The sequence below is a fragment of the Pediococcus acidilactici DSM 20284 genome (genome assembly GCF_000146325.1).
In the GTDB taxonomy this organism is placed as follows: Bacteria; Bacillota; Bacilli; order Lactobacillales; family Lactobacillaceae; genus Pediococcus; species Pediococcus acidilactici.
The window spans coordinates 1,235,780-1,248,860 of sequence record NZ_GL397067.1 but is presented as its reverse complement, the minus strand read 5'-3'; the positions used below and the strand labels follow the sequence as shown (position 1 = coordinate 1,248,860).

10 protein-coding genes are annotated in these 13,081 nt (G+C 43.7%); 9 read left to right on the top strand and 1 reads right to left on the bottom strand.

What is annotated here, in order from left to right; genetic code table 11:
• Nucleotides 1-60 precede the first annotated feature (60 nt).
• The 3 genes from HMPREF0623_RS06120 (at nucleotide 61) to HMPREF0623_RS06110 (ending at nucleotide 4,425) form a co-directional block, all read left to right on the top strand.
• Nucleotides 61-381, top strand: a complete 321-nt coding sequence (locus tag HMPREF0623_RS06120) for an ArsR/SmtB family transcription factor (RefSeq protein ID WP_002829430.1) — start codon at nucleotides 61-63, stop codon at nucleotides 379-381.
• Nucleotides 382-450: 69 nt separating this feature from the next.
• The gene (locus HMPREF0623_RS06115) at nucleotides 451-3,648 is read left to right on the top strand and encodes a YhgE/Pip domain-containing protein (protein ID WP_004166347.1); all 3,198 of its coding nucleotides are present in this window, start codon (nucleotides 451-453) and stop codon (nucleotides 3,646-3,648) included.
• 132 nt (nucleotides 3,649-3,780) lie between these two features.
• Nucleotides 3,781-4,425 carry a DUF4767 domain-containing protein gene (locus HMPREF0623_RS06110; RefSeq protein ID WP_004166343.1) on the top strand — a complete coding sequence of 215 codons (645 nt, stop codon included), beginning with the start codon at nucleotides 3,781-3,783 and terminating at the stop codon, nucleotides 4,423-4,425.
• Nucleotides 4,426-4,529: 104 nt separating this feature from the next.
• Here HMPREF0623_RS06110 and HMPREF0623_RS06105 read toward each other — a convergent pair whose 3' ends face one another.
• Nucleotides 4,530-5,243, bottom strand: coding sequence for a GntR family transcriptional regulator (locus HMPREF0623_RS06105; RefSeq protein ID WP_002832579.1), 714 nt, complete (start codon nucleotides 5,241-5,243; stop codon nucleotides 4,530-4,532).
• A 154-nt stretch (nucleotides 5,244-5,397) separates the two neighbouring features.
• Here HMPREF0623_RS06105 and HMPREF0623_RS06100 point away from each other — a divergent pair, with 154 nt between their 5' ends.
• The 6 genes from HMPREF0623_RS06100 (at nucleotide 5,398) to HMPREF0623_RS06075 (ending at nucleotide 13,079) form a co-directional block, all read left to right on the top strand.
• Nucleotides 5,398-6,771: a glycoside hydrolase family 1 protein gene (locus HMPREF0623_RS06100; protein WP_036671319.1), complete on the top strand. Its 1,374-nt coding sequence runs from the start codon at nucleotides 5,398-5,400 to the stop codon at nucleotides 6,769-6,771.
• Between the two features lie 24 nt (nucleotides 6,772-6,795).
• A complete protein-coding gene (locus tag HMPREF0623_RS06095; RefSeq protein ID WP_002832577.1) occupies nucleotides 6,796-8,142 on the top strand; it encodes a PTS sugar transporter subunit IIC in 1,347 nt (448 codons plus the stop codon).
• Nucleotides 8,143-8,364: 222 nt separating this feature from the next.
• Nucleotides 8,365-9,351 carry a lipoate--protein ligase gene (locus HMPREF0623_RS06090; protein WP_002829437.1) on the top strand — a complete coding sequence of 329 codons (987 nt, stop codon included), beginning with the start codon at nucleotides 8,365-8,367 and terminating at the stop codon, nucleotides 9,349-9,351.
• 11 nt (nucleotides 9,352-9,362) lie between these two features.
• Nucleotides 9,363-10,481, top strand: a complete 1,119-nt coding sequence (locus HMPREF0623_RS06085) for a thiamine pyrophosphate-dependent dehydrogenase E1 component subunit alpha (protein ID WP_002829438.1) — start codon at nucleotides 9,363-9,365, stop codon at nucleotides 10,479-10,481.
• 2 nt (nucleotides 10,482-10,483) lie between these two features.
• Nucleotides 10,484-11,464 carry an alpha-ketoacid dehydrogenase subunit beta gene (locus HMPREF0623_RS06080; RefSeq protein WP_002829439.1) on the top strand — a complete coding sequence of 327 codons (981 nt, stop codon included), beginning with the start codon at nucleotides 10,484-10,486 and terminating at the stop codon, nucleotides 11,462-11,464.
• Nucleotides 11,457-13,079 carry a 2-oxo acid dehydrogenase subunit E2 gene (locus HMPREF0623_RS06075; RefSeq protein ID WP_004166341.1) on the top strand — a complete coding sequence of 541 codons (1,623 nt, stop codon included), beginning with the start codon at nucleotides 11,457-11,459 and terminating at the stop codon, nucleotides 13,077-13,079. Before HMPREF0623_RS06080 ends, HMPREF0623_RS06075 begins: the two co-directional genes overlap by 8 nt.
• The last annotated feature ends 2 nt before the right edge of the window (nucleotides 13,080-13,081 follow it).

Below are 13,081 nucleotides of genomic sequence, written 5' to 3'. Positions count from 1 at the left end.
ATTCGCGGTAAAATACCTCCTGTATTTAAATATTCGAATGTTTGAATGGAGGACGACCTGATGGTGGAGCATAGCAAGGCACTCGCAGCTTTTAAGAAGAATATCCCCTTGCTAGACGCGCTTTCCGACGAGCGGCGCCAGCAAATTATGATTACTTTAGGGGAAAGTGAAAAAGGCTTGACGGTTGGGGAATTGACGAAGATTATTGGTCTTTCCCAGCCCGCAGTATCGCATCATTTGAAGCAATTAAAAGATTTAAAGTTAGTTTCGGTTAGAAAAAAGGGTACTAGCAACATCTATCAATTAACGATCGGACAGGCTCTCGATCAAGTGCAAAAGTTGGTTGATATTTTGCGGAACGATAAGAAGTTATTTAATTAAGTCGGGATTGTCTGATTGTTCATTCATTGGATCGAATATTAAAAAATTATTGTTGAGAAGGGGAAAAGCATGGTTCGCAAAGAGTGGAAATTTATTAGAAATAATAAGTTAATTTTAATCTCCGTGCTGGCAATTATTTTCATTCCTTTCCTATATAGTATTTTCTTCTTGAAATCGGTATGGGATCCATATGGGGATACGAAAAATTTACCAGTCGCAGTCGTTAACTTAGATCAACCCGTTAAGTACCAAGGCCAACGACTTGCGGTCGGTGATGAAATGGTCGATAACTTAAAGCATAACCATCAGTTGGGATGGCACTTTGTATCGGCTAAAAAGGCTAAAGAAGGAATGAAGGATAAAAAGTACTACACGGTGGTTACGATCCCAAAGGACTTCTCAGCTAACGCCGCAACGGTTACGGATAAAAATCCTAAGAAGATGCAGTTGAAGTATTCAACGAACGCTTCGTTGAACTATATTGGTAAAGTTATCAGTGACGTGGGTACTGAAAAGCTTAATTCCGAAGTTCGGGAACAAGTTACGAAGTCCTATGCTACGGCAATGTTTGACCAAGTTAAGACTGCCGGAAAAGGTTTCAAGCAAGCTTCTGACGGAGCGAAGAAACTTAAGGATGGTGCGGTTCAATTAAATGACGGTACCAAGACTTACACGGCAGGAGTTTCTCAACTACACGACGGGATTGCTACGATGGCCGTTTCAGTTAAACCATTGCAAGCGGGCGTTGCGCAATTAGCAGATGGTTCTAGCCAATTGACCAATGGTTTAGATCAATTGAACGGAAAAACTGGGGCATTGTCTTCAGGAGTTTCCCAATTGGCAAATGGTTCTGGTCAAGTAACCACCGGTGCGGTTGCCTTGAGTAAGGGATTGAACGAGTTGCAACAAAAGAGCGGTGCGCTCGTTACCGGAGTTTCACAACTAAACAACGGTGCTTTACAGTTGAAGGTTAAGGTTCCCCAATACGTTAACGGTGTTTACCAACTTAACGATGGTGTACAAGAACTTAACGCAAAAACTGGTCAATTAGTTGGCGGCATCAAGCAATTGTCAAGTGGTGCTGGTGCTTTAAGTGCTGGAGTTAAGCAATATACAGACGGTGTATCGGATGGTGCAGGCCAATTGCAAGGTGGCGTAGCTAAATTAGCTAACGACACTAAGGATATGCCAAGTAGTATCAACGCTTTGCACAACGGAATTGCAGACATTGCGAAGAGCTCAAAACAATTAGCAGATGCAAACGGCAAGATTTCAACCGGCCTTGGCCAGGTTGCTGATCAAGTAAGTGCAAACGATATTAGTAAGCAAGCGGCTGCTTTGAAGCAACAAATGGCTTCTATTCAAACACAATTAGTTGCGTTGAATAAGGCAACTGCTGGACAAACAAATGGTGGCAATGCCGCACAATCCATCAATAATCAACTTTCAGAGATTAAGTCTGAAGTAGGAAGCTTGGCAAACTCAAGTAAAACTACGACAAGCACTAGCGGTGGCGTTTCTCAAGCAACCATTAATTCTAAAATTGACGGTGCAGGATTAAGTGCAGAAGATGCAGCTAAAGCGAAGAGTGCCTTAGCTGGCGTTGCTAACGGTAGCCAAAATAAGACTACTTCGCAAACTGTAGATACAAATAAGATTGCATCAATTCAAAAGAAGATTACTGACGTTCAAGGTCAAGTAACGAAGTTGAATGATTTAGCTAACAAACAAGCTGAAATCAATAAGCAAGTGACGTCGTTAACAGCTTCCTTCCAGAAGTTGGCAGCTGGCGCAAATGAATTAACTGGCAACAGTGACGACATGAAGCAGTTGGCAGCAACTTTGAAAAAATTAGCTGCTGGTTCACAAGAAGTCACAACTAACTTACAAGCTCTTTCATCTGGTTCAAACACGGTAGCTGGTAAGGTCGGCGAATTTGCCGGTTCAGCTTCTGATTTGACTAAGGGAGTTGCTCAATTAGACAGTGGTGCTAAGAGCCTTGCAAGTCAAACTAACAAGAATTCGAAGGACGTTAAGAAACTAGTTAGCGGTTCTCAAGAATTGAGCTCAAGCTTGGCAATGCTAGACAAGCAAACCCCAACTCTCCAATCCAAGATTGGTCAGTTAGCTGCTGGTAGCAACCAAATCAGTGCTGGTACGGGTGCTTTAGCTGGTGGAATTAACCAATTAAGCAACGGTATTAGCGCCGCAAGTTCACAAATGCCAACCTTAGTAAGCGGCGTTAGCCTACTTGCTAACGGTGGTAATCAATTGGCAGCCGGTTCTTCTCAAGTTACTGGCGGGTTGAACACCTTGAATGGTCAAGTACCAGCGTTAGTTTCTGGCGTTGCGCAACTTGATAATGGTGGTCACCAATTGAACACTGGTATCCAAACTCTTAACAGCAGTACTGGAACGCTAATCAACGGCGTTAACCAGTTGAACACTGGAGCTGCTGAATTAGACGCTAACTCAGGTGCCTTGTTAGACGCTACTAAGCAAATTAGCGACGGCAATGGCGAATTATCAAGCAAGTTAGCTGACGGTGCAAAACAAGTTAACAGCGTGCCGCTTACCGACAAGACGGCTAACATGTTTGCCGCACCAACTAAATTGAAACACACTAATTACAGTTACGTACCAAACTACGGACATGCGTTAGCACCATACGTGCTTTCACTAGCACTTTACGTTGGAGCAATCGTCTTTAACTTTGCTTACCCAATTCGGAAGGTTTCCGAACGCGGTGGTACTCCAACTCAATGGTTCTTGAGTAAGGTTTCCGTTGGTACGGTAGTAGCTCTAGGAATGGCGTTGGTTGAAACCACAATCATGATGATTGCTGGTATTCACGTAGATCACGTTGGTCAATTCTACATGACCGCGATTATGATCTCGTTAGCGTCGATGTACATCGTCATGTTCTTGTCGATGGCCTTCGACAACCCAGGACGGTTTGTAGCGATGATTCTCCTGATGCTTCAATTAGGTGGATCAGGTGGTACCTTCCCAATGGAAGTAACTAACCACTTCTACAACGTAATTCATCCGTTCTTGCCATTGACTTACTCAATCCTATCGTTCCGTCAGGCAATTACGTCTGGTCTCGGTGACGGTACCTTTGAACAAGCAATGGGCGCGTTGCTCTTGTTTGCAGTGATTGCTTTGGCATTGCTATGGTTCAGTATGAATCAATTGCAAAAGCATCATTTGGAAAACAAGTCGCAATTAGATGATAACCAAAAGCTTCAAGAAGTTGAAAGATAATTTAATCGCAGAGAGGGGCCGGAAATTTCCGCCCCCTTTTTGTATACATAGCACCAATTTAAAGAGTATTTTAGGCGTGGTCTCCCACGAAAGGCTAGCTTCCTGTATAATAAATGGAAATGAGGTGATTAGATGAAACACATGAAAAAGGGCTCCCGTTGGCCGGTCAATCCGGTTGTGTGGGTCATTGTGGCACTATTGGTCATTTTAGGCGGATATAAATTTTTCTATCCTAGCCACGTGGAACCTGAACACACCACGGCACGGCAATCTAGCAGTACTAAGGTGATTGACGTTGAAGAAGGCTCGTCGTCCGCTAAAAAGGCAACGACAAAAAAACATAAACATAAATCAAGCAAAGATAAGCTTTGGACAAAGAAACAGGATGCAAAATTGGCGGCGTTCATTAGTGATTGGCAACAGACGATGGGGCAATCGTATACCGGAACTAATTCAGGTAGCTCGGTAACCTTCCAAGGCGTCACGCTTCCCGATTATTTATCGACGGGGACGGTTTACGTAAACCAACAACCGGTGACGATGAAATGGACGACTAACAAAAAAGACGGCAGCGATTATCAAGTGGTCGCAGCTTATGCCGGCACTCAATACCTATACTTGTTTACTTTCCACCAACAAACTCCAGAAGTGTTAGTTACCTCTCAAGCAGCTAGCGACGGAGTTAACTTTAAGGTGACGGAAAATGCGCAATTAGTTAACGGTTTTCAAAACATTGTTAATGGACAAAGGGAATCAACGAATTCATCGCAACAATAGAATATTAAAAATGGGAGCTTTCAGATCAAAATTCTGAAAGCTCCCATTTTTGGTTCTAAACGAAAATTGTTTGCAGAAACAGAGTTGCGCTGACCTAAAACTTATTAGTGTTCTAATTTTATGTCCGCCGACACCACGCTATTTTGGTACGGAAAATGTGATTCGGAGTATTCAAAAGGGGTGCCGTCAACTAAATAGTTGACCTGGCTAATTACTAAAATGGGGTCCCCTTTCTTTTCACCTAGAAAATGAACGTCTTCATCCGAAACCTTACGAGCCATGATTTGGCGATGGGATCCGGCAAACTCTAAATGATGTTCTTTTTGTAAATATTCGTAAACCGATTTTTGAAGAATTTCCTTAGTGATGGTCGCAATTTTAGTTGGCATAATCGTTTGTTCGTAGCTGAACGGTTTGCCATCAATCAATCGGGTTCGCTTAATTACGTAGACGGTCTCCCCGTCTTCCAGCAGTAAATGTTCCTGCTCATCCTTGGTAGCGATCCGGGCGGTTAAATGAATGTGTTTGCTAGTGACCTTTTTATTAGGGTGGGTCATGGTCGTTCCCAACGGCTTGTCAACGTCTGTATTGAAATCATTGTTAAATTGCACGTCTTTTCGAACGAACGTCCCCGCCCCGCGCTTACTATAAACTAGTCCTTCAATGATTAAAATCTGAATTGCTTTGCTAATCGTGATGCGGGTGGTGTTAAATTCTTTTGCCAATTGATTTTGGTCTGGCAACATGACTCCCGGCTGCAATTCGTGGTTCATAATTTTTTTGCGCAAAGTTTGCGAAATTTTCTCGTATTTATACATTTATCTGACACCATCCTTAATCACCGTTAATTTTAGCCCATCTTAATGGTATTCACAAATTAATAAAAGTATATACTTTTGCCATAAAAGAATTTACTTTTATAAAAATGGTGATTATAATGAAAACGGATACAAAAGAAAGGTGGTCATAATTGTGCAAGCAAAGTTACCCGATGGTTTTTTATGGGGAAATTCAACATCCAGTATGCAGACGGAAGGAGGTGCACATGAGGGCGGTAAGGGACCGTCCGTTTACGACACGTATAAAGCAACCGCAGAAACTTCGGATTGGGACGTGGCAATTGATAATTACCATCATTATGAAGAAGATTTGGATTTGATGGCTCAGCAGGGGATGAACTGCTATCGTTTTCAGATCTCTTGGAGCCGGGTAAACCCGCAAGGCGACGGAGAATTCAATGAAGAGGGGATTCGTTATTATGATAATTTAATCAACGCGTTGTTAAAACGGGGCATTCAGCCGATGATCTGTCTGTATCATTTTGACATGCCGTTGCACTTGGCAAAACAATATAACGGCTTTTTGAGTCGCCACGTGGTGGATGCTTTTGTTCGCTTTGGTAAGGAAATGGTTGACCGGTTCAGCGACCGGGTTAAGTTATGGATTACGTTTAATGAGCAGAACCTATATTCGCAAACGGAGGCCTTTCGGATTGCTGGTTATTTAAATGGCGACCGCACCGATGAGGAATTGCAAAGGATTGCGCATCACGTAATGACGGCTCATGTTCAGGTTGCAAATTACCTGCACGAACACAGTGACGCTAAAATTGGCGGAATGCTGGCGTTCGTGGAGACTTACCCAAACAGCAGTTTGCCGGAAGACGTCTTTGCTGCGCGGCAAATTGATGAATATTTGAATCGCAATTTATTGGACGTTTGGGTTAACGGCCACTATTCAACGGAAGTATCCACCTATATTGAACGGCACCATTTCGATATTGATTTTACGGATCAAGATCGGCAAGAATTCGCCAAATTAAAGAGCGACTTCATTGCCTTCAGCTACTACGCAAGTAACGTGGTGGATGCAACCAAGATTCCAGCAGGCACCATGCCCAACCAGTACTTAGATTACGGCGCGGTAGCAAATCCCCATCTCACAGCAACGGAATGGGGCTGGAATATCGACCCGCTAGGCTTCCACGACGTTTTGACGAAGACTTATAACGCCTACGGGATACCGATGTTTCCGATTGAAAATGGAATCGGGCATCGGGAAGAATTTCATGGACAAATGATTCAAGACGATTACCGAATTGCCTATCACCGTGATCATTTACGAGCGCTAATGGCGGCGGTAAATGACGATGGAGTAGCGGTGCTAGGGTATCTGGGATGGGGATTGATCGATATCCCCAGTTCGGCAGGCAATATGGAAAAACGTTACGGAATGGTTTACGTTAACCGGGGCAATCACGAGCTCCGCGACCTTAAACGCGTGCCTAAAAAGAGTTACTACTGGTTTGCAAAAGTTATCAAGTCTAATGGTGCTGATTTAGATTAGAAATTTTTAACGGGAGGAATTTTTATGGGCGATTCGAAAAGCGGATCAATTAATGATCGAATGCAGAATTCAAAGTTCATTGCCAAATTTACGGAAATTTCGGTAAAGGTCGGCAATTGGGTTTACTTACGGTCCTTGCGGGATGCTTTCGCAGTTATTCTGCCAATGTTTATCGTGGCCGGCATCGGAGTTTTGCTAAATAACGTAGTGTTTACTTGGTTTTTGAAGGGAGACCTGCTAGCGAAGTTCCAAGTTGTCGGTAACGCGATTGTTAACGGAACTTTAAACGTAGCTGGAATTTTAGTTGCCCCGATGATTGGCTATATGCTGGCTAAAAATAAAGGTTTCAATAATCCAATTGCTGCGGCAGCCATGTCGTTAGCCAGCATTTTTATCCTAATGCCGAACAGCATTCAACTGGGGACGGTAGCGTCGGGCGGTGCGAAAATGGCAACCGTTACCGGTGGATTGAGTTACTTAAATACCGGGACCCAGGGAATGTTTGGCGGAATTTTCGTTGGTTTAATTGCAACGGGAATTTTCATTAAGCTAGCGTCAGTTAAACGGCTTCAGATTCATTTAGGCGAAAACGTGCCCCCAGCAGTAGCGGCGTCATTCAGCGTTTTACTTCCAGCAATTTTATTGATGTCATTTTTTGCAATTATCGCTGCACTGCTAGCTGGATTTTTCAATGCTGACCTAATTAATTTAATTAAAACTTGGATTCAAGAACCATTGCGGGGCTTTAACACCAGCATTGTCGGATATTGTGTGATCTACACCTTAGCTAACTTCCTGTTTGGTTTAGGAATTCACCAAACCGTTCTCTCAGGAACCTTATTGGATCCGTTGGTGTTGGTTAATATGAACGAAAACATGACGGCTTATGCGCATCATCAAGAGATTCCCAACATCATCACCACTTCTTTTGTTAGCAACTATACTTTAGTCGGTGGTTCGGGAAGCACCATTGCATTGATTATTGCAATTCTAATTTTCAGTAAAGTGAAATCATCACGGCAAATTGCCGGATTGTCGTTGGCACCCGGGATTTTTAACATCAACGAACCGATGATCTTTGGATTTCCAATCGTTTTCAACCTTCCAATGATCGTTCCGTTCGTGTTGTTCCCCACCATTGGTAGTTTGATTGGATATTTTGCAACCTTATGGGGTTGGGTAAGTCGGACGGTCGTGTTAGTGCCTTGGACTACTCCACCGTTAATCGGTCCTTATTTATCGACTGCCGGAGATTGGCGTTCGGTTATCCTGCAATTAATTGTGATTATTATTGGCGTTTTCTTATACCTACCATTCTTGAAAATCAGTGAACAAGTGGCAAGAATCCAAGCAGAAGAAAACCGCGATTAAGACCCTCGACCTAGGATTGAGTTAGTGAATCCTAGGTATTTTTTATCGCAATAGTGTATATACCAATTGCCATTTGTACACTTTAAAAAGTTAAATTCATGGGACAAAGCTTGCTGTTTAAACATTTTAATTCGGAAAAATCGTCCACAAAATAGCGAATGTGTGTTATTATGAGGTTGTAGCAGAAACCGCTTACAAAGCCGATACGAGGGGGTTTACATTGTGCGCTATGTCACATATTTGGGGACAGATGCTTACACGAATATCGCAACTGATACATGGATCTTGAATAACCTTCATGCAGATGAACCAATATTCGCGCTTTGGCAAAATAATAATGCTGTCATTGTAGGAAAAAACCAAAATACATTTGGTGAAGTTAACCAAGAATTTATCGATCAACATCAAATTGAAGTTGTTCGGCGAGTTACTGGAGGTGGGGCAGTTTATCACGATTTAGGTAATCTAAACTTTACATTATTTGTACCACTAGATTCATCAGCTAATACGGACTTTAAGCAATTTTCTGAGCCAGTTTTGAAGGCGTTACATAACTTGGGAATTCCAGCAGAAGCTACAGGACGCAACGACTTAGTAGTTAATGGCAAGAAGATTTCAGGCGTGGCCCAGCGTTACGCAAAGGGCTACTTAATGCACCACGGAACGTTACTATTCGATAGCAATGTCGACACGATGGTGCGGGCACTGAACGTGGCGGATGAAAAATTCATCTCGAAAGCTGCTAAGTCAGTACGCAGCCGTGTCGGGATGATTAAGGAAGCCGCACCAGAAGGGTTGACGTTGCAAGACTTCTGGGAAGCCGTACAATACGAGCTGACCGATCACGGACGCGATTCCGAGATTCTGTTGACTCCTGAGCAAAAACAAGAAATTATTCGGTTGACTGCAGATCAATTCTCAACTTGGGACTGGAACTATGGTCAATCGCCGAACTTTAATTTTAAGAATCACGCGAAGTACGATGGCGGGATCATTGAAGTCCAGGTTCAAGTTGAGGGTGGTGTCATTCAAGATATTAACTTTACCGGAGATTTCTTGATGCTGCGTGACTGGCGGGACATCAAAGATCAGTTCATTGGCTTGCCGTTTGAAGCGGATCAAATCAGACCGGTCTTTGAGAAAAACCAGGATCAGCAGTACTTTGGTACCATCAGCGTCGATGAATTAACACAATTATTTGAAGCCTAGGAGGGGTAGTTATGGCTATAAAAGATGACAATAAAAAGATTTTAGATTTCGACCTTCAAATGGAAGATCAAGACCAAAGCTTTCCAATGCTCCAAGTCTTGAACAACGATGGCGAAATCGTAGATGAAGACGCCCTTAAGAGAGCGGGATTAAGTGATGACCAAATGGTTGAACTCATGAAGCAAATGGTATTCAGCCGGATCTTGCACGAACGTTCATCAAAATTATCCAAGCAAGGACGGTTAGGTTTCTATGCACCAACCATTGGTGAAGAAGCTTCCCAAATCGCTTCAAACTATGCCTTTGAAAAGGGTGACTGGTTATTCCCTGGTTACCGTGACATTCCACAACTGATTATGAAGGGCTGGCCAATTTATAAAGCATTCTTGTGGTCTCGTGGTCACTTCGAAGGTAACGAATTCGAAGACGTTAATGGATGGTTCCCACAAATCATTATTGGTGCCCAATATGTTGAAGCAGCCGGCGCAGCTTTAGGTTTGAAGAAACGTAATAAACCAAACGTTGCTTACGCATATACTGGTGATGGTGGTACTTCACAAGGTGACTTCTATGAAGGAATGAACTTTGCCGGCGCTTACCACGCTCCAGCAGTTTTCTTCGCACAAAATAATGGATACGCAATCTCCACCCCACGTAGCGTACAAACTAAAGCACCACACCTTGCAGCTAAAGGCTGGGCAGCTGGTTTGCCAAGTTTCGTAGTTGATGGAATGGACCCAATTGCGATGTACCTTGCCGCTAAAGAAGCTCGTAAGTGGGCTGTAGATGGCAATGGACCAGTCTTCATTGAAACCATCACTAACCGTTTAGGACCGCACTCAATGTCAGGTGATGATCCACTCCGTTACCGGACTCAAGAAGACATTGATAACTGGACTAAGCGTGAACCATTGATTCGTTTCCGTAAGTACCTTACTGATCGTGACTTATGGTCAGAAGATATTGAAAACGACTGGGCAGACATTGTTAACTCACAAATTGATGACGCAGTAAAACAAGCTGATGGCATTGCTAAGCAAAAGATCTCAGACTTCATTGAACAAACCTTAGAAGTTCCGGGACAAGCAGCGCAAGATCAGATCAACAAATTTAGAGGGGAGGGCAAGTAATCATGGCTAAAAAAACATATATCCAAGCGATTACAGAAGCTCAAGACTTGGCGCTTGCTAATGATGAAAACGTTATAATTTTTGGTGAAGATGTTGGTAAAAATGGTGGTGTATTTAGAGCTACCGATGGTCTTCAAGAAAAGTACGGTGAAGATCGAGTATTCAACACTCCATTAGCAGAAAGTGGAATTGGTGGTTTAGCAATTGGATTGACCACCCAAGATTACCGTCCCATCATGGAAATCCAATTCTTCGGGTTCGTTTACGAAGTAATGGACTCCATTGCTGGACAAATGGCTCGGGGACGGTTCCGTTTCCACGGCACTCGTAAATTCCCAATCGTAGTTCGCTCGCCATATGGTGGTGGAACTAAGACCCCTGAAATGCATGCGGATTCTCTAGAAGGATTAATGGCACAAACTCCTGGATTACGAGTAGTTATGCCGGCAACCCCAGCAGATGCGAAGGGATTATTGCTTTCTTCAATTGAAAGCGACGATCCGGTAATCTTCCTCGAAAACTTACGTTTGTACCGTTCAATTCGTGGCGAAGTTCCAGAAGGTTACTACACCACTCCTCTCGATAAAGCAAACGTAGTACGTGAAGGTAAAGACGTTACCGTTGTGACCTACGGCGGCATGGTCCACACCAGTTTAGCAGCTGCAGAAGACCTTGCTAAAGAAGGTATTGACGTTGAAGTAATCGACCTACGGACCGTAAGCCCACTCGACCTTGACACAATTGGCAAGAGTATCGAAAAGACTGGCCGGGTGGTAGTTGCTCAAGAAGCACAACGTCAAGCTGGTATTGGAGCAATGGTAATGAGTGAAATTAGTGAACGTTTCATTATGAGTTTAGATGCTCCAATTGGTCGGGTAGCCGCTCCGGATTCAGTTTACCCATTTGCGCTAGCTGAAAACGAATGGTTACCAAAAGAAGACGATGTAATTGATAAGATCAAGGAGGTCGTAAACTTTGACTGAAATATTTAAAATGCCAGACATCGGCGAAGGTATGGCAGAAGGCGAAATTGCCAACTGGTTGGTAAAAGTAGGCGATGATGTCAAAGCCGACGACGCGGTGGCTGAAGTTCAAAACGATAAATTATTGCAAGAAATCCTTTCACCATATTCCGGAAAGGTTACTAAACTATTTGTAGACGCCGGAACCGTAGTTAAGGTTGGCGAACCGCTCATCGAATTTGATGGCGATGGAACTGGCGGCGGTGATGACAGCAAGGATAACGCTGCCGATGCCGCCCCAGCAGCTGACAAGGGCAGTGATAATGCCCCTAGTGGCGATGCAGAAATCTTCAATATGCCCGACATTGGTGAAGGTATGGCAGAAGGCGAAATTGCGAACTGGTTAGTTAAAGTTGGCGACGAAGTTAAGGAAGACGATCCAGTTGCCGAAGTACAAAACGACAAGTTAATGCAAGAAATCCTTTCACCATATTCTGGAAAGGTTACTAAGTTATTCGTTGACGCGGGAACCGTGGTTAAGGTTGGCGAACCACTCATCGAATTTAACGGTGACGGTAGCGGTGCTGGTAGTGGAAACGCTGCTCCAGCAGCAAGTGCAGCTCCTGCTAAGGAAAATGCCGCACCAGCTAATAATGATGAACCTACTAAAGTTGGAACGGCAGTGGCTTCTAATGGCCAAGTTTTGGCAATGCCTTCGGTTCGTGAATACGCTCGGAAACACGACATTGACTTAATGCAAGTTCCTGCAACGGGTCGTCATGGTCACATTACCATGGCAGACGTGAAGAACTTTAGTGGCGGCGGTACTGCCCCATCTGCTCCAAAGGCTGCTGAAAGTGCCGCACCATCTCCTAGTGCTGCTCCAGCTGCAGAAGCTCCAAAACCAGCTCCTGCAAAACCAGCCTCAGTTAAGGCTGGTCGAGTACCACTTTCACCAATCCGTAAGGCAATTTCACGGAACTTAACCCAACGCGTTCAAACTGTTCCACATGTAACGATTATGGACGAAGTTGAAGTATCCAAGTTAATGGAACTCCGTGATCAATTCAAGGAACAAACTAAGGCGAAGGGTTACAAGCTAACTTACATGCCATTTGTTGCCAAAGCATTGGCGGCAGCAGCACGTAAGTACCCAGAATTGAGTGCAACAATTGATGACGAAACCCAAGAAATCGTCTACTACGAAGAAACTAACGTGGGCTTTGCTGTAGATACTGATCAAGGACTTTTCGTACCAAACGTTAAAAACACTGCTTCGAAGTCAATTATGCAAGTTGCCCAAGAAATTGATGACTTGGCAATCCGGGGCCGGGATGGCAAATTGAAGCCTGCTGAATTACAAGGCGGAACCGTTACAATTTCTAACATTGGTTCTGAAAGCGGCAGCGGCTTCTTTACCCCAATCACTAACCCAGGTGAAAGCTCAATTCTTGGAATTGGCCGTATTCGCAAGACCCCAATTGTTAACGAAGATGGTGAATTAGCAGTTGGTAATACCTTGAAACTATCACTTAGTTTCGACCACCGTTTAATCGACGGTGCTCTAGCACAAAAAATTATGAACGAGCTGAAGGCACTCTTAGGTAACCCTGCCTACATGCTTATGGAGGTGTAGTC

Coding starts and splice junctions, on each gene's coding strand:
- HMPREF0623_RS06120 (WP_002829430.1), top strand. CDS start 61: ATGGTGGAGCATAGCAAGGCACTCGCAGCTTTTAAGAAGAATATCCCC.
- HMPREF0623_RS06115 (WP_004166347.1), top strand. CDS start 451: ATGGTTCGCAAAGAGTGGAAATTTATTAGAAATAATAAGTTAATTTTA.
- HMPREF0623_RS06110 (WP_004166343.1), top strand. CDS start 3,781: ATGAAACACATGAAAAAGGGCTCCCGTTGGCCGGTCAATCCGGTTGTG.
- HMPREF0623_RS06105 (WP_002832579.1), bottom strand. CDS start 5,243: ATGTATAAATACGAGAAAATTTCGCAAACTTTGCGCAAAAAAATTATG.
- HMPREF0623_RS06095 (WP_002832577.1), top strand. CDS start 6,796: ATGGGCGATTCGAAAAGCGGATCAATTAATGATCGAATGCAGAATTCA.
- HMPREF0623_RS06085 (WP_002829438.1), top strand. CDS start 9,363: ATGGCTATAAAAGATGACAATAAAAAGATTTTAGATTTCGACCTTCAA.
- HMPREF0623_RS06080 (WP_002829439.1), top strand. CDS start 10,484: ATGGCTAAAAAAACATATATCCAAGCGATTACAGAAGCTCAAGACTTG.